The organism is Staphylococcus simiae (assembly GCF_002902085.1).
In the GTDB taxonomy this organism is placed as follows: domain Bacteria; phylum Bacillota; class Bacilli; order Staphylococcales; family Staphylococcaceae; genus Staphylococcus; species Staphylococcus simiae.
Genome location: NZ_PPQR01000019.1, coordinates 1 through 26560, shown reverse-complemented (window position 1 = coordinate 26560; position 26560 = coordinate 1). Strand labels below are relative to the sequence as shown.

Sequence of the window (26560 nt, the reverse complement as noted above, 5' to 3'; positions counted from 1 at the left end):
ATATTTATCATATAAAATAATTACTTATTTTAAACGGAATTAGTTGTTATTTTATAGATAATTTTAAAGGAGAATGAAGAATGAAAAAAGCCTTAATTATTTTATTTGGAAGTTTATTGTTATTAAGTGCTTGTAACAACAAAGAGAATGATAGCACCGATTCCTCAAAAATCTCTGATACTACGACATCTACAGATACTTCAAAATCATCTAAAGTTGATGATAATAAAGTACAATTTAAAAATGATACTTTAGTACTTAAGAAAGCCGTTCTTAAAATTAAACATGTCTTTTTAGTCAATGATATGGATTCTAAAAACAAACATAAATTATTAGCATTTGAATATGAAGTAAAAAGCAAAACTAATGATAAGGCTATTACAGCTACGAATGTCTGGATGGCATCATTAAATGCAACTCAAGATAGTAAAGATACAGTTAATAATTTAGAATTAGGTTCAACACTTAGTACAGGAAAATTTGAAAGTTGGCACAAACATAGTGACGATGCTATTAAAAAAGGTGGTACTGCCAAAGGTATAATCACCTATCAACTTCAGAATGATAAAGAAGTTACACTTACCGCAACACAAGGTATAGTTGGTAAAAAACTAGGCAGCAAAAAGATTGATATATCAAAATTGAAAACAGTAGATTATTCTTTATCAGACGATATCCAAAAAGAGACGAATAATAACTAATTAAAAAATTCGGTTGATGACATAATAATAATGTCTCAACCGAATTTTTATATGTGCTTATATTGATTTATATTCGAACTTAAAATATAAACGCTATCGCTAATATAACAATTGAAATCACAAGCGTAGCAATTCCAAGTGGAGTGTAGTTGCTTATCATTTTTTCATATTCTTTATCAGATGCATTACTTTTTCTTAAATTTCTAATTTTAAGCAAGAGATAGAGTGTTTCGCCTAATGAAACGATTAATATGATAGATAATAAAAGAACCATACATTCATTCTTCTTTTTTTGTTAATGGTTAATCTCTAATCTTGAATCTATTATTTTTCACTTAATCTCATTATTTTCTTTATTCAAGACACCTATGGTATAACCTAGACCTGAACCTAAAATTGTTCCAAGTGGAAATCCCAGAATAAATGTGCACAGTGTAGTAAAACCTATTATAGTTAATATTGGATGAACATAATATTTCTTTTGTTTATTCATAAGAATAGCCCCTTTGAAAATATTAATATTTTATATTTCTATTTTAACATAAATAGTATAAATTGTAATTCTATATTTAATATACAATTTGTATAAATTTTATTTTAATTAAAACTGTAGCACACCTACACTAAAGCGAAAAGCCCACAACCGCAATGGCTGTGAGCTATATAATGGAGACGGCGGGATTCGAACCCGCGTCCAGAGGTCCTGATACACATCTTTCTACGTGTGTAGTTTATCTATAAGTTTCGCATCATGACAGGTGATAAACAACCAACATGATGCTAGTTTGATTAAGTTTCATCTAAACAGACTTCAAACGGCAGTGTTTAGCATATCCTATTAAGGTTGAATCGCGTTAACAGCACATAGGAAATGCTGTTAGGCGATGCAGAGTGCTATTAGGCAGCTACTGCGAAATTATTGTTTGATTTGCCAGTTATTATAAACTGTGTGTGTTGATGACGAAGACAACCCTCCGACACGCTTAATGAGCTCGGGGGACCCCTGTCGAATCCAAAAACGTCCCCGTAATAAAATATCAAACGATAATAATTTCTCTAATCATACTTCTAACAAAGCAAGTATAACTATATCAAATATAGCCCTATTAAGCAACTAGGTCGCTTAATAACGGGCTTTCATATCACGTGCCATATCACGTTTAACTGCTTTTTCTTTCAAGGCTTGACGTTTGTCATATTTCTTCTTACCTCTAGCGACACCTAATAACACTTTACAATGTCCATGCTTTAAATATAACTTCAACGGCACAATTGAATAGCCAACTTCACGTGTCTCTTCGCCAAGCTTGAGTATTTCTCTTTTATGCAATAACAATTTTCTAGAACGAAGAGGATCGTGATTAAAACGATTGCCCTCTTCATACGGTGCTATATGCATATTATTTAAATAAATTTCACCATTTTTTACTTGAGCATAGCTATCTTTAAGGTTGGCACTACCTCGTCTTATTGATTTAATCTCAGTACCTTGTAGCACAATACCCGCTTCAATCGTATCTTCAATATTATAATCATGTCTTGCTTTACGATTTTCAGCTAACGTACCTGGTGATTTCTTTTTAGCCATATATAGTCACCTCTTAGTTGCTTATTTTTTCTTCTTGCGTGCTTTCTTTTTAACACTTTTATCTTTATAAAATGGTTTGTGATTATCTTTGCCTTTTTTATCCTTATGGCGTCGATTTTTACCTTTACGTTGTTTGCCTTTAGCTTGACGACCTTTGCCTTTATCACTCGATTTCTCTTTATCTAGAGACTTACCACGCGTCTTAGCTTGAATTGTTTTACCACGGGCTGGTCGTTCTGAGCGATTATTTTTAGGTAATGGCATACCAACGATTTGGAAATCAATTTGTCGTTCATCTACGTCTACATGTGTCACTTTCACTTTGACAGTATCACCAATTCTAAAGACTTTAGCTTGTCTTTCACCAATTAATGCCATTTGTCGTTCATCGAAATGATAATAATCGTCTGTCATATTAGACATATGCACCATACCTTCAATGGTATTAGGCAATTCAATAAACATACCAAAGTTAGCTACAGAACTCACTATAACTTCAAATTCATCACCAATATGTTGAATCATATATTCAGCTTTTTTAAGCTCATCTGTATCACGTTCAGCTTCAATTGCACGACGTTCACGTTTAGATGTATGCTCCGCTAGTTCAGGTAACTTTTCTTCCCAATGATGTAATGACTTGTCATCCATTGATTTGTCAATTAAATATTTACGTATTAAACGATGTACTGTTAAATCAGGATAACGTCTAATTGGAGACGTGAAATGTGTATAATATTCAGCTGATAAACCAAAATGACCTAAGTTTACATCATCATAATGCGCTTGTTGCATAGAACGTAACATCATCGTTGAAATAACCATTTGTTCAGGTCGACCTTCAACTTCTTCTTGGATTTTTTGTAAAGTAGATGGATGAATGTCTTCACCAGTACCTTTAACCATTACACCAAAATTAGTAATAAAATCGAAGAATTGTCTTAAACGTTCAGATTTAGGTTGTTCATGGACACGATAAATAAATGGTACATCTAGTTTACTAAAATGTTCAGCAACTGTTTCATTAGCAATAAGCATAAATGATTCAATCAGTCTTTCACCTTCGCCACGTTCGCGCACTTGAACATCAGTCGGGATACCTTCATGGTTAACAAGCACTTTTGCTTCACTAATATCAAAATCAATTTCACCACGACGTCTTCTCATATGAATGAGACGTTGTGATAAATCTTGTGCTAAATCCAACATTGGCGTAATTTCTTTATATTGCTCACGTACTTTAGGATCTTGTTCCGTAATAATTTGATTAACAGCATCATAAGTCATGCGATAATCCGAATGAATAACACTATCAAAAATGTCATGATTCACTACATTGCCACGTTCATTTATTTCCATACGACAACTAAGTGTTAAACGATCGACATTAGGATTTAATGAACAAATACCATTACTTAATCGATGTGGAATCATTGGAATAACACGATCAACTAAGTAAACACTTGTAGCTCTATCATATGCTTCTTTATCCAATGCTGAATCTTCTGTGACATAATAACTGACATCAGCAATACTAACAGTTAATTGCGTATTACCATTAGCTAATTTCTTAACGCTAATTGCATCGTCTAAATCTTTAGCATCTGCACCATCAATAGTAATTGTTAATTCATCACGTAAATCACGTCTGCCTGTTATTTCATTAGCTGTTATGTCATCTGGAACTGCTTCGGCTTCTTTGAGTACATTATCAGGGAACTCTATGTCGATACCATGTTGATAAATAATAGATAAAATATCAACACCTGGATCATTTTTATGTCCTAAAATTGCAGAAACATGTCCTTCTGGATTATCTGTACCATCTGCATATTTAGTAATTTGTACTAATACTTTATGTCCATCTACTGCACCTAAACTTTGGCCTTTAGGGATAAAGATATCTTGCATAATACGTTTGTCATCAGGAATTACAAAGCCGAAATGTCGTGCTTCACTATACGTACCAACGACTTGCGTTACAGAATGCTTTTCAATGGATTTAACTTCACCTTCTGTTTTACCTTTATGTTCACCTTTAGAATGATGAACTTCAACAATGACAGTGTCTCCATCCATGGCTCTATTGATTTTAGTAGGCGGTATAAAAATATCTTCCATATCATCGTCTTCAGGTCTTAAAAATGCAAAGCCTTTTTTATTTTGACTAAGTGTACCTTTAACCAACTTAGATGCAGTTTTACCTGATTGTTTACGCTGATATCTATCTGTCTTAGTACGTTCTATTAAACCTGTTTGTTCTAGTTCAACTAGCACCTTAATTAAATCTCTAAATGAGTCAGCACTACTTAAACCTAAGGCATCTTGAAAATCTGACACAGACATGGGTTGATAATCTGGTTTGTTAATTATGTCTTCTATTGATTGCTTTAAATTCATTATGCCCCTCCTTTCTTGTTGCTCTAATTTTTTATTTTGACCAATCTAATGATTCTAAAAATTGATAAATGTCTTCAAATACCTGTTCTTTTTCTTTATCAATAGTAATGACATGACCTGAATTGGCATACCATTTTATTGATTTATCATCAGAATCAACATGTTCATATATATAATTTGCGGATTGTGGATCAATCATGTTGTCTTGTTCTGCTTGGACTACAAAAATAGGATCAAACACTTCATCAACTTGTTCTTTAATGTCATTAAGTGCATTGCTTAATTCTTTTAATGTTTCAGTTGGTTTGAAATGTTCCATTTCTTGATCGATTGTTTGTTGATCTTTACCTTCATATTTTTTGAAATTACGCGCATATTCTAGAAAACCTTCATAAATTGCACCTTCAGTTTTACCACCCATTGGTGCACACATCGTTACAATACCCTTTACATCACGATTTAAGCTTACTTTTAAAGCAAAATCTCCACCTAATGATAAACCAGCAACGACAATTTCATCGTATCCTTGATCTACTAAGTAATCATAACCATCAAGGGCATCTTTAAACCACACGAATGGACTTGATTGCAATATTTCTTCAGGTGGTGCAGCATGACCTTCATATTGTGGTGCATATGACGTGTAACCTTTCTTCTGTAAAAAGCGACCTAATTGTCTAACATCTGATGAATTCCCTGTAAAACCATGCAATAATAGTACTGCACGAGGTCCTTCTTCAAAAAAGAATGGCTTTGGTAATTTAATTTGCATGATTGATTGCTCCTTCTATTACATCTATTTAAATAAGCTTTATGTTATTTATCATTGAAAACTGTCTAATTCAACATTAATGATTAACTGCCTTCTTATTAATGTAGGTTCTCTATATTTTAGGACTGATAAATAAAAAGTAAACCTGGAAGAAAATGTATTTTACACTTAAATTTAAGCATTTGGCAGTAACTGTCTGTTTTTCAAAACGTTGATAAACCACCATTTTGAAAACCTAGTCAGTCAAGCTGGGGTGGGAGGGACCCGTCATCAAAAATCCATGTGTGGATTTTACATTAATATGCAAGACGGGCATCTACGAAATAAATTTTATATAAAACTTATTTCTGTCCCACTCCCTCTCCAATTTGGGAGAGAACCTTAAGATAACAAGTTAACATTGTCTATTATAAACAAAAAAGCCCGACATTCATATCGTCGGACTTACATACCAAGATAACTTACGCAAATCATAAGTACAAAAAATAAAATTGATAAAATAATTGTTAATCTATTTAAGAATAAATCGACGCCACGTTGTTTTTGTTTACCGAATAACTGTTCTGCGCCACCACTGATAGCACCTGAAAGTCCATTACTTTTACCTTCTTGGAGTAAGACTACAGTTATTAATGCAATACAATCAATGATTAATAATATGATGATAAATGTATGCATAAATTGTCCTCCGTTCCTTATATACGTCATGAAGTATAACATATTTCTATCAATGAAATCAATTTTCTATCTATTAAACGTACTTTTATATTTAATAGACACGACTACCATATAAATGGCTAATGCTAATGATCCGATGACAACAATAATAATTGGAAATGTTAACAGCGTTTGATGTGCATGTTGAATTGCTTTTATCGTCATTGAAAAATTAATCAATGTAAATAAACTATTAGAGAGATAAACAGCAAACATAAACCACCATACATATGTATGTCTATTCCAAATAGTAATAATACCTGCTAAATATGCCAAAATATACATGATACCTGTAAACCTAAAATTATTTAAAATATAATCAGCTGCATGTGTTGTGGCATTTTGATTGCTTAACTCTAATAATGCTTTTGCTGTTGCAGCATCAAGAGACACAAAGTAATGAATAATTAATAAAATTGCAAACACAACAGAAGCAATGGCGATAAATCGACCTGTCTTAATTTCTTTACTTGTTTTGTCCATCATTTTTGAACTCCTTTATCAATATCTCCTATATTATAACAGTTTCATATACTAAGTTAAATCAGGATAACTATTTCACTTAACGTTATCATTAACTTCAAAATACCATTATAAGATTGCCCCTTCATAACGATTTCTAAGCATCATTTCAATGTATCATGAGAGTGTATTTTAAATTTTTCAAAGATTTCCCCACAAACCTGTTTCATTATTTTCCACCAATCGAATTTGACAATGCCTTCTGAAAACATAAAAAACCTGCCACAGTCTCAACTCTGTGACAGGCATATATAAAAGCGTGAACTTTTTGCGTGAACTCAAAAACTTTCATGTTACTAATATAATTCGACTCAACTCAAATTACATTAGCGTCAATATATAAATCTTATTTATCTAAATTGTAGAAAGATTTGATACCGTCAAATTTAGCAGTTTCAAATAATTCATCTTCGATACGTAATAATTGATTGTATTTCGCAATACGGTCAGTACGTGATAATGAACCAGTTTTGATTTGTCCTGCATTTGTAGCAACTGCGATATCAGCAATTGTTGTATCTTCAGTTTCACCAGAACGGTGAGAAACTACTGCTGTGTAACCAGCTTTTTGAGCCATTTCGATAGCATCAAATGTTTCAGTTAATGTACCAATTTGGTTAACTTTGATTAGGATTGAGTTACCAATACCATTTTCAATACCTCTTGATAAGATTTCAGTGTTAGTTACGAATAAATCGTCACCAACTAATTGTACACGGTCACCGATACGTTCTGTAAGTTGTTTCCAACCATCCCAGTCGTTTTCGTCCATACCGTCTTCAATAGAAATGATTGGGTATTTGTTTACTAATTGTTCTAAGTAGTCAACTTGTTCAGCTGCTGAACGTTTAGCACCATGTTCACCTTCGAATTTACTGTAGTCATAAACACCATCTTCGTAGAATTCTGATGAAGCACAGTCGAAACCTAAATAAACTTCTTCGCCTGGTTTATAACCAGCAGCTTCGATTGCTTGCATAATTGTTTCTACTGCATCTTCAGTACCTTCAAATTTAGGAGCGAAACCACCTTCGTCACCTACTGCAGTTTCTAAACCACGTTTACTTAAAATTGATTTTAAGTTGTGGAAGATTTCAGCACCCCAACGTAGTGATTCTTTAAATGATTTTGCACCAACTGGTAAAATCATGAACTCTTGGAACGCGATTGGAGCGTCTGAGTGAGAACCACCGTTAACGATGTTCATCATTGGAACTGGTAATTGTTTACCATTGAATCCACCTAAATATTTATAAAGTGGTTGTCCTAATAAATCAGCTGCTGCACGAGCTACGGCGATTGAAACACCTAAAATAGCGTTAGCACCTAATTTACCTTTATTTGATGTACCGTCTAAAGCGATCATCATTTTGTCGATTGATACTTGATCTAAAACTGAGAATTCACCTTCTACAATTTCAGGTGCGATAATGTCGTTAACATTTTCAACAGCTTTAGTTACACCTTTACCTAAGTAACGTGATTTATCTCCGTCACGTAATTCAACCGCTTCATGTTCACCTGTAGAAGCACCTGATGGTACTAATGCACGGCCGAAAGCGCCACTTTCAGTTAAAACTTCAACTTCAACAGTTGGGTTACCACGAGAGTCTAAGACTTCGCGAGCGTATACATCTGTAATAATTGGCATGTTTATAATCTCCTTTAAAATAAATATTCTATAATTATTATAGCTTTATTTATTCATTTAATAAAATGATAATACTAGTAATTGTTAAAAATAAGTGTCATTAAGCGTTTACTTAACCATTTTTACATGATTAATGTTTGATTAATGATTCTCCAGTCATGTCTGCAGGTTGTTCAACATTTAATAAGTCTAATAATGTAGGTGCTAAGTCACCTAAACGACCAGTTTCTCGTAATGTTACGCCTTCTTTAGTAACAATGACTGGTACTGGGTTAGTTGTGTGTGTTGTCATTGGTTGATCATCGTCAGTTAACACTTGGTCAGAGTTACCATGGTCTGCAGTAATAATTGCATGTCCATCCATTGAGATGATTTTATCAACCACTTCACCTAAACATTCATCGACAGCTTCAATTGCTTTAATTGTTGGTTCTAACATACCACTATGTCCAACCATATCTGGATTAGCAAAGTTTAATAGGATTAAATCTAAATCACCTTTGTCTAATTCTTCAAGTAAGGCATCTTTAACTTCATAAGCACTCATTTCAGGTTTTAAGTCGTATGTCGCAACTTTTGGAGAGTCGATTAAACGACGACGCTCACCTTTAAATTCTTCGTTACGACCGCCACTCATAAAGTAAGTAACATGTGGATATTTTTCAGTTTCAGCAATTCGTAATTGTGTTAGGTTGTTATCTTGAACAACTTCACCTATTGTATTTGTTAAATCAACTTTTTCGAATACAATAGCTGCATCTACATTGTCATTGTATTTAGTAAATGTTGCGTAGAACAAATCATTAATTCGTTCAATTTTGAAACCATCAAATGCTCTATTTGTAAATACTTCTGATAATTGAGCAGCTCTGTCCGGACGGAAGTTAAAGAAGATGACTGCATCTCCATCATTAACACCACTATTTTGATCTTCAACAATAAATGGTACAACGAATTCATCAGTTAATCCTTCATTATAACTAGCTTCAACGCCCTCTTTAGCTGATTTGTATACAGGTGCATCAATGTTACGGATAGCGTTGTAAGCTTTTTCTTCGCGTTCCCAACGTTTATCACGGTCCATTGCATAATAACGACCTGATACTGAAGCAAATTGTCCAATACCTAGTTCTTTAAATTTAGCTTCAGTTTCTTCGATATATTTAAGTGCAGATTTTTGATCAACGTCACGTCCATCTAAAAATGCATGAACATATACCTGTTTTACATCTTGCTTTTTAGCTAATTCTAATAAAGCAAATAAATGTTTATAGTGACTATGCACGCCACCATCTGAAAGTAAACCGAAGATGTGTAACGCTGAATCGTGTGATTTAACATGTGCAATCGCATCATTTAATACTTCATTTTCAAAGAAGTCACCGTCTTCGATTGATTTATTAATACGAGTTAAACTTTGATACACAATACGACCAGCACCAATATTCATATGTCCAACTTCTGAGTTACCCATTTGTCCTTCAGGTAGTCCTACATCTAAGCCACTTGCTTCGATTTGCGTAGTTGGATATTTGCTATAATAGCGATCAAAATTAGGTTTGTGTGCTAACTTAACAGCATTACCGTGTTCACTTTCACGATTTGCAAAACCATCTAAAATAATTAATGCAGTTGGTTTCTTAGCCATACTTATTTTGCACCTTCTAACAATGCTACAAAATCTTCAACTTTAAGTGATGCGCCGCCTACTAATGCGCCATCAATATCTGATTGAGCCATATATTCTTTAATGTTGTTAGGTTTAACACTACCACCATATTGAATACGAGTAGCTTCAGAAACGTCTTTACTTGATAAATCTGCAATTGTTTGACGAACAAATGCACACATTTCGTTAGCATCTTCAGATGTAGAAGATTTACCTGTACCGATTGCCCAGATTGGTTCATAAGCAATCACTACTTGTTTAAGTTGCTCATCAGATAAACCAGCAACCGCTTTTTTCACTTGATTATCAACGACATCGTTAGCTTTTCCACTTTCACGCTCTTCATCAGTTTCACCAACACAAATAATTGGTGTCATACCGTGATTAAAGATCGCATGTGCTTTTTTATTAATTTCTTCATCAGTTTCATGGAATAATTCACGACGTTCTGAATGTCCAATAACAACATATTTAACGCCTAAATCTGCTAATGCAACTGGTGAAGTTTCACCTGTAAATGCACCACTGTCTTCGAAGTAAGCATTTTGAGCACCGATTTCTAATCCTTGTGCTTTACCTTCTTTAATTGCAGTTGTTAATGCATCTAATTGAATTGTAGGTGCACAAATAACTGATTCTACTTCTTTTGAATCTGGTAATGTAGGTAATTGGTTAATAAAATCTTTTGCTTCTTGTACTGTTTTATTCATTTTCCAGTTACCAGCGATAATTGGTGTTCTCATTAAAGACACTCCTTAAATTTTTGAAAATTATTTTTTGAAAAGTGATGTAACAAAACTCTATATTATTATTTTCCCATTATAAAAATAACAAAAACATGTCACATCACTTTTGATGGTTATTCATTATTTATCATCAATTGCTTTAATACCAGGTAATTCTTTACCTTCAAGATATTCTAATGATGCACCGCCACCAGTAGAAATATGTGTGAAGTCTTTTTCGAATCCTAATGAGATTGCTGCAGCAGCTGAATCTCCGCCACCAATAATTGTGATAGCATCTTTAAGATTAGCAATTGCTTTACATACACCGATAGTACCTTGAGCAAAGTTACTAAATTCGAATACACCCATAGGTCCATTCCATACTACTGTATGAGCACCTTCTAATTCATCAGCAAATAATTTAACTGTATTAGGTCCAATATCCATTGCTTCTTGATCTGCAGGGATATCATCGATTGAAACTTCAGTGATTTTAGCATCATTAGAAAATTCTTTAGCTACTTTTGCATCAACTGGTAAGACAATTCTGTCACCGTGTTTTTCAAGTAATTCTTTAGCGAAATCAATTTTATCTTCTTCAAGTAATGATAAACCGATTTCTTTACCTTGGGCTTTCAAGAATGTATAGGCCATTCCACCACCGATAATAATTTTATCTGCAATGTTAACTAAGTTTTTAATGACATTAATTTTGTCAGAAACTTTAGCACCACCTAAGATAGCTACAACAGGTTTCTTAGGATCATTAACTACGCCACCAATAAATTTAATTTCTTTATCCATTAAATAACCAGCAGCAGTTTCAAGATTTGATGAAATACCTACGTTAGAAGCATGTTCACGGTGCGCTGTACCGAATGCATCATTGACGAATACGTCGCCTAATGAAGCCCAATATTTACCTAATTCAGGATCGTTTTTAGATTCTTTTTTACCATCTAAATCTTCGAAACGCGTATTTTCAACTAATAATACGTCGCCTTCTTTAAGATTTTTGATAGCTGTTTCTAAAGTTTCTCCACGTGTTTCAGGAACAAAGACAACATCTTTACCTAATTTTTGTGATAAATCTTCAGCAACTGGGCGTAATGTTAATTTTTCTTTGTCACTTTCTTCTTTTACTTTGCCTAAGTGTGAGAATAAGACAACTTTGCCGCCTTGTTCAATAATATATTGAATCGTTGGTAAAGCTTGAACGATACGGTTATCGTTTGTAATTTCTCCATCTTTTAATGGCACATTAAAATCGGCACGCACTAAAACTGTTTTACCTTTCAAATCTAAATCAGAAACAATTTTCTTAGCCATGGTGTTTCCTCCTTGTTTTTAGGAACTTTAATATAAAAATAAGCGGAGAAGCGTATGTGCTCCCCGCTTACTCATAAGCTTTATTTATGATGAATAGTTCTGAGCACTAGTAATATTAACTATGCTGTTATTATTTAGATAATTCAGCTAAGTAACCTAATGTACGAACTAATTGTGCAGTATATGACATTTCGTTATCATACCAAGCTGCAACTTTAACTAATTGACGGTCTCCAACTGACATTACACGAGTTTGTGTAGCATCGAATAATGAACCGTAAGTCATACCAATTACGTCTGAAGAAACGATTTCGTCTTCAGTGTAACCGAATGATTCGTTTGAAGCATTTTTCATTGCTTCGTTAACTTGATCTACTGTTACGTCTTGTTTTTCTAATACTACTGTTAATTCAGTTAATGAACCTGTAGCAACTGGTACACGTTGAGCTCCACCATCTAATTTACCATCGATTTCAGGAATTACTTTACCGATTGCTTTAGCAGCACCTGTTGAGTTAGGGATGATGTTTTCTGCTGCTGCACGAGCACGACGTTTGTCACCTTTTCTGTGAGGTGCGTCTTGAGTATTTTGGTCACCTGTGTAAGCGTGGATAGTTGTCATTAAACCTTCAACTAAACCAAAGTCATCGTTTAAAACTTTAGCAACTGGTGCTAATGAGTTTGTAGTACATGATGCACCTGATACAACTGTTTCAGAACCATCTAATTCTTGGTGGTTAGTGTTGAATACGATTGTTTTCAAGTCACCAGTAGCTGGAGCTGAGATTAATACTTTTTTAGCACCTGCATCAATATGAGCTTGTGCTTTATCTTTGTCAGTATAGAAACCAGTACATTCTAATACAACATCGATATCTAAGTCTTTCCAAGGTAATTTGCTTGCATCTGGTTCACTGAAAGATTTAACTTCTTTACCATTCACACGGAAACCACCATCTACTACTTCAACTTCACCTGTGAAACGACCTTGCATTGTGTCATATTTTAATAAATGAGCTAACATATCGTCATCTGTTAAGTCGTTTACTGCTACTACTTCAAGACCTTCTACATCTTGGATTCTTCTAAATGCTAAACGACCAATTCTACCAAAACCATTAATTGCTACTTTTACTGCCATTATAATGGCCTCCTTTAAAATGATATTTAAAAAGTATTAAACTTTTTATCTCTTATTCAAGTATTATTTTTGCGGCTGCTTCATCTGTAATTAATACAGTGTTTTTAGGTGCAATTGAAAGGTAAGCTTTAATTGCTTGTCCTTTTGATTGTCCACCAGCTACTGCAAAAATAAAATCTTTTGATTCAAGATCTTCTAATTGTAGTCCAATTGTTTTTACTTTATGAACGATGTGACCTTGATTATCAAAATAATATCCGAATGCCTCTCCGACGGCTTGGTGATGTTGAAGTTTATCAATAACCTCTTGAGGTGACTGACGTCTATGCGCCATCTTCAGCGCATCACCGATACCGTGTACAGTTACGTTTGCTTGTTTAATTTTGTCTAATGTATTGATTACTGACGGTTCTAACATTAATGTTTTATACGTTGTTTCGCTCACGTTATCTGGTACATACATCGTTGTGTAATAACCACCAGCTTGTTGAGCCATACTCGCAGCAATGGTATTGGCTTGAAAAACAACATTTTCGCCAAGACCACCTCGTGCTGGAACAAAGAAAACATTAAACGGTAATAAATGAATCGCTTCACTTACATAAGCCATAGTAGAACCACCAGTCACAGAAACAATCGCATCTTCATATAGAGAACTTTCTAATAATTGTCCTGCTAGTCTACCAAGATCTGCTTTAACTGATTGATTATGGTCTGCATCACCTGGGACAACATGTACTTCCTTAATTTGAAATTGACTTCTAATATCTTCTGCTAAACGATTATCGTCAACATAAATATCGAAATAGGATTTCAATCTCTCAAGTACTTGTTGCCCTTCTACAGTAATTTCCATTCCTGTAGATTTGACCTTAATCAGATCTTGTTTCTTCAACATATCTGTTTCTGAACGTAATACACGCTCAGTCATATCCATGTGTTCACTTAAACTTCGACGACCAACTGGTTGATTCTTAGAAATAGTAGTGAGAATAGAAAAACGTTTATACATCTTATCAATAAGATCTGGTATAAGTTTTTGTTGAACTTGTAATAAGTCTTTCACTACTACCTCCTCCTCTTAATGTTGAAACATATTAATAGTTATCAATCAGTGATTGTCTTATTAAGTCCCACCTGGGACAAAATTCAACCTCTTTACACATGCAATACTACTATTGTATTTCACAAAATGCAAGTGGATTAACTTAAATTTTCTAAATAATTTGATAAAACGTTTTCACTCATAACAAGTTAATTTGTCTCAAATATTTAATAACAGTAGTTATTGTATTTAATGAACGTTATACCCTTTCTTGTTATAATTAATCATTCTAGTACATAACACGATAATAAAGGTGTGAATTGCGTCATGCATAATGAAGATTTATCAAATAATAATTTAGAGCAGCAAGTCTTAGATCCTAGCGACCCAGAATATAAAGGAAATATGTATTTCAAACAAAACCGTCAATCAGTAGCATTTAATGGTAACTATCACTTTAGTTGTCGACTTCAAGGATGTGGTTGTGCCATGGGTTGCTTTGTCATTTTAATTATTTCTTTCATCATTACCGCTATCATTTGGTGGGCATTTTAACATTGGTCAATTCATCTCAATTGTCAATTTCCAATTCAATAAAAAAGGTTCTCTTCCAAATTGGACTGATACATAATTATTTTTTAAATTATTCTTTTTTTATTAGACATGAAAAATAGAGAACCATAAAAAAACGGTCAGTGAATTATTTTATCTCACTGGCCGTTAGTATAAATTAAGTAGTTGTTATTTTGTTGTAATGCATAGTGTTAAAAATTAATTACCATTTTGTCTGTTGGCTTGCGTTGCATTGGAACTTTGACTTTGTTGTGATGCTTGTTTAGGTGCTGTTGTAGCTTGATTGTTGCGATTACCACCATTATTATTTGCAGCACTACCACCACCAGATTGTTGTTGTGACTGTGTTGGTCGTTGTGTCTGTGTTTGTTGTTGATTCGCATTATTATTTTGTTGTGGCTTAGCTTGTTCGTTATTACTATCTGCTTTGTCATCACTTTGCTCTTTATTTGATGCTTCATCATCTTTATCTTTAGAGTCTGAATTTTTATTAGCTTTTGATTTGTCATCATTCGTCGTTTTTTCTTGTCGACTATTTTGATTAGATTGCTGTTGCGTCGTATTATTACGTTGTTGTCTCACTGGTGCTTGAGTAGCATTATTTTGTAAATTTTGTTGTTGGCTTTGATTGTCCTGATCATCTATATCATCTTGTTGCTTTTTCTTTTCTTTTTGTTCTTTTTCTTTGTCATCTTGTTGTTTTTTATCTCGTTGTTCTTGTTGTTGTTCATGTTCTAAACGTTCTTTAGATTTTTTAGAATGATCTACAAAAGCGAATATAGCAAATGCTAAACCGAATAATAATAACAGCACAATAATAGTACTAATTATTTTCGATGCAGTGCTCATTTTCTTTTTGTCTTGACCTTCAATATTTTTGTAGTCGTTATGTTGATTCGACATACTCTCCCTCACTTTAAATCTTATTCATCTTTATTATATGTTGTAATTGTATAAACAAATTAAACTAAATATGTCTCAGTAAATAATTCATTACTGCTTATGCAGACATAAATCGTTTAATGCAATGTTTAACACACTTGTTCATGTAACATACGTTCAAAGAAATTGTATTAAATTCTATCTTAACATCTAAAGTTTAAATACAACATTTATTAACTCATCATTTGCAATAAAAAATTGAAACCTCTTCATTTTCTTTGTTAAATTTTAAATCACTTATGTTTAAAAATATACCCCATTTTTCAACATTGTAACTTCATTTACTAACAAATAGTAGCAAAGTCATATTTAATTACATCAATAAATGGGTATAGTATAATAACGTTGCTTCAAATGTTATTCATAACTGTTTAAATTTTGGTAATCCCAGGGAATTTATTATTATTTTACTTCTCTTTCTTCCCACACTTTTTATAAGAATAAAATAAGACCCGTACGATTCTCGCACGGGCCTACTACTAAAGGGAGTCAAAATTTACCTTCGTTGTATCATGCAGCGTTTACATATACTTAATAAGAGATGTTTATTAGTTATCGAAGGTACATCTTTATTATATCTTATATCATATTTATTTAAATGCATTGCTAAAAGTTAAAATGACATCTTAATGTCTATTTTTTGAATAACCTTTGAATAATAAGAATAATTATCAAATATATACAATTAACTTTCAAGGTGGGATTATTTTGAAAAACTATTTAATTACTGGTGGAACAGGTTTAGTCGGTTCAAGCCTGATAAATGAACTTAAAAAAATGGACTGTCATATAACGATATTAACGCGTCATGACGAAACATCATCTGATGCTAAAATAACATATGTTAATTGGAGTAAGCCCTATTGGCAACAACTTGTTCCTGATAATATTGATATCGTAATAAACTTAGCAGGTGCTACATTAAATAAACGTTGGACGCCAGAATATAAGCAAACGCTAATGCTCAGCAGAATTCAAAGTACTGAAGCATTATTCGATCTCTTTAAATCACGTGAACAGGCACCTAAAGTCTTATTTAATGCAAGTGCCGTTGGATATTACCCTCCTGACTTATATATGACTTATACAGAATTATATAAAACCTTACCATTTGATTTCTTATCAGATATTGTTTATCAATGGGAACGATTTGCACAACAGTTCGAGCAATTAGGAACTAGAGTTGTCATTGGTAGATTTGGTATGGTGTTATCTTCCGAGGGTGGCGCACTTAAATCAATGAAATTACCTTATCAATTTTATGTAGGTGGCAAATTAGGATCAGGTCGCCAATGGTATTCTTGGATTCATATAGATGACTTAACTAACGCCATTTTATATTTGATCAGTCATCCAAATGCTCAAGGACCATTTAACTTAACTTCACCTATACCAGAAAGACAAAATTTATTTGGCTATACACTAGCACGTATAATGCATAAACCACATGAAACATGGGTACCAGGATTAATATTACGACTATTACTTGGTCAAATGTCAACAGTGGTATTAGACACTCAAAAAGTAATACCTAATAAATTACAAGCTTTAGGCTTCAATTTTAAATATAATAATTTAAAATTGGCACTGGAAGATTTGATTAATGATTAAACATTATTAAGGAGTGTTCTTAGTGAAACAATCTAAATCTTTTCATTTATTGTCACTAATGAATGGTGTGATATTAATTATTATTGGTTGCTTAACTTTTAATCATTCAATACCTTCGATTATTTTAGCTATGTTTTTTATTATTGTTGGTGCAATTACAGTAATTACTATCTTTGTACAATTATCAAAATATCGTTCTAAATAAAAAAGCTGCGCTTATCGCGCAGCTTTTTTAATATTATTAAGCTTCTGGAACCATTACTTCGTCAATTAAACCATATTCTTTAGCTTCTTCAGCTGTTAAGAAATTATCACGATCTGTATCTTGTTGTATTTTTTCAATACTTTGTCCAGTACGTTCAGATAAAATTCGGTTTAATTTTTCACGTGTTTTTAAAATATGATTAGCAGCAATTTCAATTTCAGTTGCTTGTCCTTGTGCGCCACCTAATGGTTGGTGAATCATTACTTCTGCATTTGGTAATGCAAAACGTTTACCTTTAGCACCAGCTGCCAATAAGAATGAACCCATTGATGCAGCCATACCGATACAAATTGTTTGCACATCTGGTTTAATATGTTGAATCGTATCATAAATTGCAAAACCAGCTGTTACACTACCACCTGGTGAGTTAATGTACAAGTAAATATCTTTCTCTGAATCTTGTGCTTGTAAGAATAATAATTGTGATACGATAGAATTTGCTACATTATCATCTATTTGAGAACCTAACATGATAATACGGTCTTTTAATAAACGTGAATATATGTCGTAAGCACGTTCGCCTCTGTTTGTTGTTTCAATAACTGTAGGAATTAAATTCATTTATATTTCCTCCTTGTAATTTCTATTATTTTTTATTTTACATTAAAAGTCAAAAATGGTCAAAATATTTGATTATACTTTTTATCGACGATTGACCTTACCACTTTTCATTTGTAAACTATTAATAGCTATTCAAATTGTACTTATTTTAACTACTATAGTACAGAAATTTGTTTATTACTTATTATCCCCTTGTAGTGTAATGGATAACACATAAGATTCCGGTTCTTAAAATAGGGGTTCAATTCCCTTCAAGGGGGCTATATTCCATTTTAAAAATATCGATATAACAGTGTTTTTTATTTTATTTAGGGAAAATATAGGGAAAGTTATATTAAATTTTTAAAATTGACATACTGTATTTACTAAACAAAGAGGAGTTAAAATAATGAAAATTGAATATTTACAGAAGTTAGATTTTTTATTGAAGAAAGTAAATAACCATAGTCAAAGTAAAAGTTATAAGATACTTTTCGGATTAAACAATAAAATTTATACTGGTGATTTTATACCTAAAGTTACTTACGAAAACTACATTGAATATAAAGATGTAGATGCCTATAATTCAGATGAGTATATATTAATCAGTTTAGCTAATATTAATGATTGGAAAGAAATAGCAAACACAAAACCTGGATCAAATCGAAGTTCATTTGGAAAACTATTAGATAGGAGTGCCTACTTTTCATCATCAGATTATTTACAGTTATTAGATATTACTTTAAAAGCTTACCCTATCGAGTTTAAAGAACCTTTATTACCATATATTTTTAATTTGAAAATGTTAAATGGAGAAATAGCCAGTGACTTTATTAAAGTAAATGAAAATACTGAATTTGATTTTGTTTCCATAGTCCCAGAAAATGAATTATAAATTTATTACCTACTCCTAAATTATGATATAATTGTAGTATGTTGATAGTTAATCAACATTAAGGGGAACTTTAAAACTCCGTTATTTTAAATCATAGTTTAATAATATGACGCTACTCAAACTATGATCATATTTTGAGTTTACATGTAGTTTTTACCATCATATATTATGTATGATGTTTTTTTTATTATGATTATATTTAAAAATAAAATCGTAAATTACTTCAGTGAACGATTTGTAATTCAATACAACATTTACTTTTAACCTTAGTTATGCAAATTCTATATTCAATGCAACACAAGATGTTTCTCAGCACTAATTTTAATGATTATAAATAAAAAATGTTAAATATAGACACTTATGTATATAAAATAGACACTTGGGGAAATTACACCAATTTTAAAATGATTACTATAGACTAAAGTTGTAAGTGCTTGATTATAAAAATTGGTTAAAGGAGTAGATAAGCTATGAAGTTAAGTAAAAGCATCGGATCATTGGTATTAAGTGCTATTGTTATTACGTCAGTTTCCCCTTTAGCAAATGCGAATGAAGTACAAGAAAGTTCTCAAAAAGTAAACCAACCACAATATGTGAATGTTGATGGTGTTAAAATTAATCGAAATCCCGATTTGCCTCAGAATCCTCAAGCTCAAGAACGAATTGGAGCAACAAAAGTAGCAAAAACAGCAATTAAATTTATAATAAATCATAAAAGTGGTGCAAGAAATGTAATTAAAAAAGTTGGTGGCAATGAGGCGGCTAACTTGTTTGATAAAGCTTATTCACCTATAGTTAAAGAATTGAAACCATTACTTAAATGGTCAGATGTACCAGCTCAAGCTGTTGGTGATGCTGCAAAACGTGGTGCCTTAAATGCTGGTTTAAGTAAAGGAAATGCCGGGATAATTTCAACAACTATTAAGGAAGCAATATCATGGTTGTTTTAAATGGAGTGAGCTAAATGTTAGAAGATAAAAATGATATTAGACTTTTATATCAATCAGTTCAAGAATTAGCATCAGAAATGGGACAAAACCAACTAAACACAAAAACTGTTAGTTTAATATTTTTAGAAATGGATTTAAAATATAGTATTTTTGAAGAAGTTCAAGCTAATTTCCTTAAATATATTGCCCATAAAAATTCTGATGAAATTATTTATTCGGATTTAGTTGAAATAATTAATTCTGCACTACCTACAGATAGAGAGTTATCATCATTAATAATTAATCAGATAATTGTAGGTTTTGCTAATAATTATTATCCAATATTAAAAGAGACTGCTAGTAACATTATAAGTGAAGAAGGTCATACGATCTATAAACATTTTAATCCTAAAAATTTAGATGATTAAAGATAAGGCTCAGCATTAATTTGTTGAGCCTTTTGTCTTTATATAAGTTCGTCTTTTAAAGATAAACATTATTCGTTATTCTTACCATTTCTCTGTAGTTATCGTCAATATATATTTCCATTGTTTTATCTAATATTTGTAGTAGATCATCAACAATTAAATAAATTTGATGACTTAATTCAGTTAAATCAATTTTCTTTCCTTTAGGTACTTTAGCCACTATAGGATTTATATTATTTTCTGAATTATACTTAGCCTTTCTTATTCCTTTTAAAATATCATCTTCATTAAATTCTACTTCATACGCCTCAGCAGTATTTTTGTCATAATCTTCAAGTTGTCCATTGTGTTTTACATAGTTATTACTTTTTCTGATAGTTGCCATTTTGTATTTATATAGTTTATTTAACTCTTTTACAATAATATTTTCCCTGTGATTTTTTATAAAATCTATAATTCTGAGGCTTTCTTCTACTTGATATCTCTTGTGATCATCTTTAAATAATAATTCGTTTTTATTATTACTAAAAGTCATAAAATGAAGTAATTGGTACAAATTATCATAAGCAGCTTGCAAATAAAAATTACTACTTTGCAAATTCATCATTTTCTTAAAATCATTATGACTATTAAATGTATATTCGTCTATAAAATACATGGTTGTGAATAAATTGAAAGTAATAGCGTTATATTTAAGACTAATAATTTTTTGAGTACCATTAATTTTATATTCTTCAACAAATTTTTCAGCTACTGGAAAAATAACTTCGTTAATATAGTATTTATTTAAAATATTAATATTTTTGTACTTAGTTCTTATACTGTTGATACCGTAATAATTCACGTTTGCTCCCTTTTTTCTAAATATTCTATAAATTTAACACTTTTGAATTAAATTATAACACTTAGGAAAATACGATTAATGATTATATATGGTTATTTAAAATGATACTTGAGGGGTGTATATGATGAATGTTTTAATTGAAGACATCAAAAAATCTCAGTGGTGCATGGTAACAATGGTTATTTCATCTATTTTGTTTATCTTTCTAAAAATAATGGCCAATGAATTTGTGAAACAGTTTGGTAATGATGTGAATATTCGAAATTTAGGTAAAGATGGTTACTTAAGTGGCACATTATTAATTTTATTAATAGCTTTAATAACTGCAGTTTTTTCAATTTTAACTGCTTATCTAGGCTTTAGGTCACTCAGATACGATTTCAATATCACTTCGTTAATTTGTATTGCATTATCAATAACTTTGCTAATGTTGACTTTTTTCATTAGTGAGATACCATTCTTAAAAACAGCTATCCTCGTGCTAATTATAGGCTTTGTTATTATAGCTATAGTAAATAATAATTAACAAAGGCTCATTGTCAAATTCGGTTGATGTATAAATTTTGAATCGAATTTTATCAATTTAAGTCACCTATCCAGTCCATTACATTTACAAAGATAATGGAGTGGGTTTTTAATTTTTATTAATGATTTTAGGCGGTTTGGTTTTGATTTTGATTTTCCTTTTTACCAAAAAGTTTATATGTTATTAATATTCTATTTCTAAAGTTATAGAAGTTTCTAAAACCATAGGCTACTCGCTTAAGTACTTTGATATTATTATTCATAGCTTCAATAGCTCCATTGGAACGTGTTGGATGATTCAATGTATTGATAATTTCTGGAAGATAGTCTTTAAAACTATTAATCACTCTCTTTAATCTTTTATCGATATCTGTGTTGTTTAAATCTTGATTAATTTGTTCAACGAACAAATCTGACTTATGATGCATAATTAAGGCACGAAGACGATTGACTTGTATATAAACTTCTTTTAGTTCAGGAACCTGATTTAAAATATAGTTGACGATGGATTGTTGCGATTCTAAGCCCTTAAACAAGCGTTGATAACTATAATTAATCGCATCTAGATCTTCTGAAGGTTTAAGTATAAGTTTCCTATATAATCGTGGATTACTTGTTTTAAGTTGATTCATCAAGCGAATACGAACGCGATTGAGTTCGCGGTTTAATGCTTGGATTAAATGGAAACGATCAAGGATAATCTTCGCGTTCGGAAATAATTGTTTAAATAAATCAATATAAGGCCGATGCATATCCATAGTTACAGTTTTAACTTTTTTTCTAGTTTTTCTATCAAATCTTATAAAATAATCAAATAGTGCTTCTTTCTTTCGGTTTGGTAAAATATCGACAATTTCATGTGTATCACTATCACAAAATATAAAGCTCATTTTACCATCTACATTTTTAACACTTTTAAACTCATCAACCATAATATGTTCAAGTAAATCATTGAGTAATCTTAACTTGATACTTTCGGCATGTTGATTGATATAACGAATAATGGATGTTGTACTCACTTGATATTCACGAGCGATACCTTTACAAGCTCGAGGCTCTTCGCATTGTGCTATCAGTTTAAAAATTAATTTATTAGAGAAATGACAATGTTTCTTAACATAACTCGTTTGAGCAACAAATGATGAATGACATTGACGACAGAAAAAACGTTGTTTATGTAGTTCAAGAAAACATGGTGTGCCTTGATTACTCAATAGTTTAACCATTGTCTTACGTTTACCATTTTTAACAATAGTATAGTCTTCATTCGCAGCACCACAGTGCTCACAAGCGTCAGGAACATAAGTTAATGTATTTTTATAAATCAAAGTTCTCACTAAATTCATATAAACTTCTTCAACGTCATCTTAAAATATAATGTATTTACCTTTATAATCTAATGTTTTTATAATATTATTAGACATAGGCGCAATCCCTCTCTTTCTAAAGTTGTGGAGACTTAAATGATAGGGTATTGTGCCCTTTTTTTCAAAAAATTATTTTTCCATTATTTTAGATACTTTAATTTAAAAAGAAGCACTTAGATAATTGTGGTTTTAAACTACCTTTTATAATTCAATATGTTCTCCGTTACGAATTTTATCTGCTAATTCATTTAATTTACGTAATCGATGATTAACTCCCGATTTAGAAATAGGACCGTTTGATACCATTTCTCCCAGTTCTTTTAACGATATTTCTTGATTTTCGACCCGAACTTTAGCTATTTCGCGTAATCTTTCTGGTAAATTTTCTATACCTATCTCTTGATCTATTAATTTAATACTTTCAACTTGTTTCATTGCTGCGCTAACTGTTTTATTTAAATTTGCCGTTTCACAATTAACAAGACGATTGACAGAATTACGCATGTCTCTCACTATTCTAACATCTTCAAATTTTAACAACGCTTGATAACCACCAATTAAACTTAAAAAATCAGAAATTCTTTCAGCTTCTTTCAGATAAGTGATACTACCTTTTTTACGTTCTAAATGTTTAGCATTTAAGTCATAACTATTCATTAATTTTGTTAATCCTTCAGCATGACTTTCATATTGTGAAAATATTTCGAGATGATATGATGACGTTTCTGGATTATTAACAGAACCACCTGCTAAAAAGGCACCTCTTAAATAACTTCGACGCATTTCATCATCTTTGATCATTTCTTGATCAATATCATAAGTAAAGATACCATTTTTTAAAATACCTAATTCATCTAAAATGTCTCGCGCCTTCATTTTAGTCCGACAAATATATATGTTATTCTTTTTTAATTTCATTTTCTTACGTACTAAAATTTCAACTTCTACATTAAACACTCTTTTGATTAATGAATAAATACGTCTTGCCGTTGCTGCATTTTCAGTCTGAACGTTAATAACAAATTGTTGATTTGATAAACTTAATGCTCCGTTCATTCTAATTAATGCACTGAGCTCTGCTTTTGCATTTAACGGATCTACTTCTATACGTGTTAATTCATTTTTCATTTCTGATGCAAAGCTCATTTGACAACCATTCCTTTCGATTTATTCATCTTTAGTTATAAAAGATATCATTAATGTTATAAACACAGTCTTATTATCATATCATAAATATTGTATTCAAAATATTAAATATGTTTGTCTCCAGGAATGAATTGTATCGTACTCGTTAATTCTAGAGCAATATCATATATCATTGTAGATAATACTTTCGTGTTATGCCTAACCAAATGGTCATCTGATATTTCAATTAAATTAGATGCCGTATATACTTTAATTCTATCATCATCTTCTAATTCTTCTCTATTCACTTCTACTGGATTAGAATGCTTTTGTTTATATTTTTTAAGTACATTATCGTCGTATTTTTGTGTACTACAGATTACATAATCTATAAATGATTGACCAGCTTGTCTATGAATAGCATCAATATGGTCTTTCACACTATAGCCATCTGTTTCACCAGGTTGAGTCATAACGTTTGATACATAGAGTTTAGGCGCCTTTGAGTTAATTAAAGCATCTGAAATACCATTTACACATAAGTTAGATATAACACTTGTGTATAAAGAACCAGGTCCTAGAACAATTAAGTCTGCTTCTTCTAACGCTTCAATTGCTTCTCCCATTGGTTGCACGTCACTAGGTTCTAGAAAAACACGCTCAATTTTTTTTTGCTTTTTAGGAATGTTTGATTCCCCATAAACGATTTCTCCATCTTCCATCACAGCATTCAATTGTACGCTTGTATTCGTTGATGGAATGACTCGTCCTTTAATATTCAGTATTTTACTTAAAGCTTTAATCGCATGTCCAAAATCATTTGTAATATTAGTCATGCCTGCAATAAGTAAATTACCTAATGAATGACCGCTAATTTGATTTTCTCCAAATCTAAATTGAAATAATTGTGATAATACAGATTCTGAATCACTTAATGCTGCAATCACATTGCGAATGTCTCCTGGGGCTGGAATATCCATTTCATCTCTTATCTTACCTGTACTGCCACCATCATCTGCTACAGTGACAATGGCAGTTATATCAATTGGAAATTCACGCAAGCCTCTAGCTAATACTGATAAGCCAGTGCCACCACCAATGAGTACAACTTTTATTTGTTTCATTTTTTCACGCCGCTTTCAATATGTGCATCTCTATGATGTACATAAACATTATAGTCGAACACTTCATTTAGATAATTACCTAGACGTTCTGCTAATGCGACAGAACGGTGTTGTCCACCTGTACAACCAATAGCAATTACTAATTGTGATTTCCCTTCTTTTTTATACCCAGGAATCATGAAATTTAACAAATCAGTTAATTTTTCAAAAAAGATTTCTGTTTCTTTCCATTTCATAACATAATTGTAAACTGCTTCATCCAAACCTGTTAACGGTCTTAAATCAACTACATAATAAGGATTAGGTAAAAAACGCACATCAAATACTAAATCTGCATCCATTTGTATGCCATGTTTAAAGCCAAAACTCGTTACATTAATCGTAAATGTTTCAAATTCATCATCTTCATAAAATCGTTGGATACGTGCTTTTAATTCTTTTGCTTTTAAATTAGTAGTATCTATAACAAAATTAGATATACTTCTGATTTGTGATAAATATTCCCTTTCGTCATTAATCGCATCAATTAATGAACGCTTCCCTTGCTCCATTAATGGATGTGCACGTCGTGTTTCTTTATAACGTGAAATTAACTTTTCAGTCTTAGCTTCTAAGAACATAACATCAACAATGACATCACTCGTGCTTTTAATAACATCAAGTTCTGTAATCAATGACTTAAATAATTCTTTACCTCTTAAATCAATAGCAATCGCTACTTTTCTTAATGATGGATTTCCCTGCTCCATCAATTCTACAAATTTAGGTAATAATACGGGAGGTAGATTATCTACACAAAAGAAACCCATATCTTCTAAACTTTGAATAACTAGCGATTTCCCTGCACCAGATAGTCCCGTTACCACTAGTAATTCACTTTTACTTTTTTCTTTTTCATTATTATCCATTATGACACCGCCTATAACTCATTTATGTTACTTAGATTGTTAATGATTAGCATTTTATTAATCCAATTTTCATAATCATATTGCCCCAATTAATATACGTCATTTAAAAATCAACAAACTTTAATACTAAAAAATTGTTCTACAATGCTATTTGTTGGTACATTACATAAAATTATATTTTACTATAGTTTAAATATAACATAAAAAAACTAGAACTATAC

At 31.6% G+C, this 26560-nt stretch carries 27 protein-coding genes, 1 tRNA gene and 1 other RNA gene; 9 read left to right on the top strand and 20 right to left on the bottom strand.

Annotated elements, in window-relative coordinates:
- The first annotated feature begins 80 nt into the window (after window positions 1–80).
- On the top strand, window positions 81–701 hold the full coding sequence (locus tag CD113_RS03410; RefSeq protein WP_002461964.1) for a DUF5067 domain-containing protein: 621 nt from the start codon (window positions 81–83) through the stop codon (window positions 699–701).
- A gap of 331 nt (window positions 702–1032) precedes the next feature.
- Here CD113_RS03410 and CD113_RS12710 read toward each other — a convergent pair whose 3' ends face one another.
- From CD113_RS12710 to CD113_RS03345, 13 genes are all read right to left on the bottom strand, one after another.
- Window positions 1033–1194, bottom strand: coding sequence for a hypothetical protein (locus tag CD113_RS12710; protein ID WP_002461961.1), 162 nt, complete (start codon window positions 1192–1194; stop codon window positions 1033–1035).
- A 171-nt stretch (window positions 1195–1365) separates the two neighbouring features.
- Window positions 1366–1727, bottom strand: a transfer-messenger RNA (tmRNA) gene (gene ssrA / locus CD113_RS03400).
- Window positions 1728–1824: 97 nt separating this feature from the next.
- The gene (smpB, locus tag CD113_RS03395; protein ID WP_002461960.1) at window positions 1825–2289 is read right to left on the bottom strand and encodes an SsrA-binding protein SmpB; all 465 of its coding nucleotides are present in this window, start codon (window positions 2287–2289) and stop codon (window positions 1825–1827) included.
- Window positions 2290–2310: 21 nt separating this feature from the next.
- Window positions 2311–4689, bottom strand: a complete 2379-nt coding sequence (gene rnr, locus CD113_RS03390; RefSeq protein ID WP_002461959.1) for a ribonuclease R — start codon at window positions 4687–4689, stop codon at window positions 2311–2313.
- Between the two features lie 31 nt (window positions 4690–4720).
- A complete protein-coding gene (locus tag CD113_RS03385; RefSeq protein WP_002461957.1) occupies window positions 4721–5461 on the bottom strand; it encodes an alpha/beta hydrolase in 741 nt (246 codons plus the stop codon).
- Between the two features lie 444 nt (window positions 5462–5905).
- Complete coding sequence (gene secG / locus CD113_RS03380) at window positions 5906–6139, bottom strand: preprotein translocase subunit SecG (RefSeq protein WP_002461956.1); 234 nt, start codon at window positions 6137–6139, stop codon at window positions 5906–5908.
- 66 nt (window positions 6140–6205) lie between these two features.
- Entirely contained in the window at window positions 6206–6664 is a 459-nt protein-coding gene (locus CD113_RS03375) for a hypothetical protein (protein ID WP_040800954.1), read from the bottom strand.
- A gap of 382 nt (window positions 6665–7046) precedes the next feature.
- A complete protein-coding gene (gene eno, locus CD113_RS03370) occupies window positions 7047–8351 on the bottom strand; it encodes a surface-displayed alpha-enolase (protein ID WP_002461952.1) in 1305 nt (434 codons plus the stop codon).
- A 130-nt stretch (window positions 8352–8481) separates the two neighbouring features.
- Window positions 8482–9999 (bottom strand): 2,3-bisphosphoglycerate-independent phosphoglycerate mutase, encoded by a 1518-nt coding sequence (gene gpmI / locus CD113_RS03365; protein WP_002461950.1) that lies wholly within the window; start codon window positions 9997–9999, stop codon window positions 8482–8484.
- 2 nt (window positions 10000–10001) lie between these two features.
- Window positions 10002–10763: a triose-phosphate isomerase gene (gene tpiA, locus CD113_RS03360; RefSeq protein ID WP_002461949.1), complete on the bottom strand. Its 762-nt coding sequence runs from the start codon at window positions 10761–10763 to the stop codon at window positions 10002–10004.
- Window positions 10764–10886: 123 nt separating this feature from the next.
- Window positions 10887–12077 carry a phosphoglycerate kinase gene (locus tag CD113_RS03355; protein WP_002461947.1) on the bottom strand — a complete coding sequence of 397 codons (1191 nt, stop codon included), beginning with the start codon at window positions 12075–12077 and terminating at the stop codon, window positions 10887–10889.
- A 130-nt stretch (window positions 12078–12207) separates the two neighbouring features.
- Entirely contained in the window at window positions 12208–13218 is a 1011-nt protein-coding gene (gene gap / locus CD113_RS03350; protein WP_002461945.1) for a type I glyceraldehyde-3-phosphate dehydrogenase, read from the bottom strand.
- Window positions 13219–13270: 52 nt separating this feature from the next.
- The gene (locus CD113_RS03345) at window positions 13271–14284 is read right to left on the bottom strand and encodes a sugar-binding transcriptional regulator (RefSeq protein ID WP_002461944.1); all 1014 of its coding nucleotides are present in this window, start codon (window positions 14282–14284) and stop codon (window positions 13271–13273) included.
- A 306-nt stretch (window positions 14285–14590) separates the two neighbouring features.
- On the opposite strand from CD113_RS03345, the gene CD113_RS03340 reads away from it, so the two are divergent.
- Window positions 14591–14818: a hypothetical protein gene (locus tag CD113_RS03340; protein WP_002461942.1), complete on the top strand. Its 228-nt coding sequence runs from the start codon at window positions 14591–14593 to the stop codon at window positions 14816–14818.
- A 216-nt stretch (window positions 14819–15034) separates the two neighbouring features.
- Here the strand turns inward: CD113_RS03340 and CD113_RS03335 are convergent, their stop codons facing one another.
- A complete protein-coding gene (locus CD113_RS03335) occupies window positions 15035–15739 on the bottom strand; it encodes a DUF4887 domain-containing protein (protein ID WP_002461941.1) in 705 nt (234 codons plus the stop codon).
- A gap of 747 nt (window positions 15740–16486) precedes the next feature.
- Between CD113_RS03335 and CD113_RS03330 the strand changes: the two genes are divergently transcribed.
- Both CD113_RS03330 and CD113_RS03325 read left to right on the top strand, forming a co-directional pair.
- Window positions 16487–17389: a TIGR01777 family oxidoreductase gene (locus CD113_RS03330; protein ID WP_002461939.1), complete on the top strand. Its 903-nt coding sequence runs from the start codon at window positions 16487–16489 to the stop codon at window positions 17387–17389.
- A gap of 22 nt (window positions 17390–17411) precedes the next feature.
- On the top strand, window positions 17412–17594 hold the full coding sequence (locus tag CD113_RS03325) for a hypothetical protein (RefSeq protein ID WP_002461937.1): 183 nt from the start codon (window positions 17412–17414) through the stop codon (window positions 17592–17594).
- 36 nt (window positions 17595–17630) lie between these two features.
- Here CD113_RS03325 and clpP read toward each other — a convergent pair whose 3' ends face one another.
- On the bottom strand, window positions 17631–18215 hold the full coding sequence (gene clpP / locus CD113_RS03320; RefSeq protein WP_002461936.1) for an ATP-dependent Clp endopeptidase proteolytic subunit ClpP: 585 nt from the start codon (window positions 18213–18215) through the stop codon (window positions 17631–17633).
- 188 nt (window positions 18216–18403) lie between these two features.
- On the opposite strand from clpP, the gene CD113_RS03315 reads away from it, so the two are divergent.
- The 4 genes from CD113_RS03315 (at window position 18404) to CD113_RS03300 (ending at window position 20446) form a co-directional block, all read left to right on the top strand.
- Window positions 18404–18475, top strand: a tRNA-Arg gene (locus CD113_RS03315).
- A 128-nt stretch (window positions 18476–18603) separates the two neighbouring features.
- On the top strand, window positions 18604–19089 hold the full coding sequence (locus tag CD113_RS03310; protein ID WP_002461935.1) for a hypothetical protein: 486 nt from the start codon (window positions 18604–18606) through the stop codon (window positions 19087–19089).
- A gap of 470 nt (window positions 19090–19559) precedes the next feature.
- Window positions 19560–20039: a hypothetical protein gene (locus CD113_RS03305; RefSeq protein ID WP_002461934.1), complete on the top strand. Its 480-nt coding sequence runs from the start codon at window positions 19560–19562 to the stop codon at window positions 20037–20039.
- Between the two features lie 14 nt (window positions 20040–20053).
- A complete protein-coding gene (locus CD113_RS03300) occupies window positions 20054–20446 on the top strand; it encodes a hypothetical protein (protein ID WP_002461932.1) in 393 nt (130 codons plus the stop codon).
- Between the two features lie 55 nt (window positions 20447–20501).
- On the opposite strand, the gene CD113_RS03295 is transcribed toward CD113_RS03300, so the two are convergent.
- Window positions 20502–21290, bottom strand: coding sequence for a hypothetical protein (locus CD113_RS03295; RefSeq protein ID WP_002461930.1), 789 nt, complete (start codon window positions 21288–21290; stop codon window positions 20502–20504).
- Window positions 21291–21414: 124 nt separating this feature from the next.
- On the opposite strand from CD113_RS03295, the gene CD113_RS03290 reads away from it, so the two are divergent.
- Entirely contained in the window at window positions 21415–21816 is a 402-nt protein-coding gene (locus tag CD113_RS03290; RefSeq protein WP_002461928.1) for a hypothetical protein, read from the top strand.
- Window positions 21817–21943: 127 nt separating this feature from the next.
- On the opposite strand, the gene CD113_RS03285 is transcribed toward CD113_RS03290, so the two are convergent.
- From CD113_RS03285 to rapZ, 4 genes are all read right to left on the bottom strand, one after another.
- Window positions 21944–23161 carry an ISL3 family transposase gene (locus CD113_RS03285; RefSeq protein WP_095092598.1) on the bottom strand — a complete coding sequence of 406 codons (1218 nt, stop codon included), beginning with the start codon at window positions 23159–23161 and terminating at the stop codon, window positions 21944–21946.
- A gap of 222 nt (window positions 23162–23383) precedes the next feature.
- Window positions 23384–24328: a DNA-binding protein WhiA gene (gene whiA, locus CD113_RS03280; protein WP_002464859.1), complete on the bottom strand. Its 945-nt coding sequence runs from the start codon at window positions 24326–24328 to the stop codon at window positions 23384–23386.
- A 104-nt stretch (window positions 24329–24432) separates the two neighbouring features.
- A complete protein-coding gene (locus CD113_RS03275) occupies window positions 24433–25431 on the bottom strand; it encodes a YvcK family protein (protein ID WP_002464858.1) in 999 nt (332 codons plus the stop codon).
- Entirely contained in the window at window positions 25428–26339 is a 912-nt protein-coding gene (rapZ, locus tag CD113_RS03270; protein WP_002464857.1) for an RNase adapter RapZ, read from the bottom strand. Before rapZ ends, CD113_RS03275 begins: the two co-directional genes overlap by 4 nt.
- Window positions 26340–26560 lie beyond the last annotated feature (221 nt).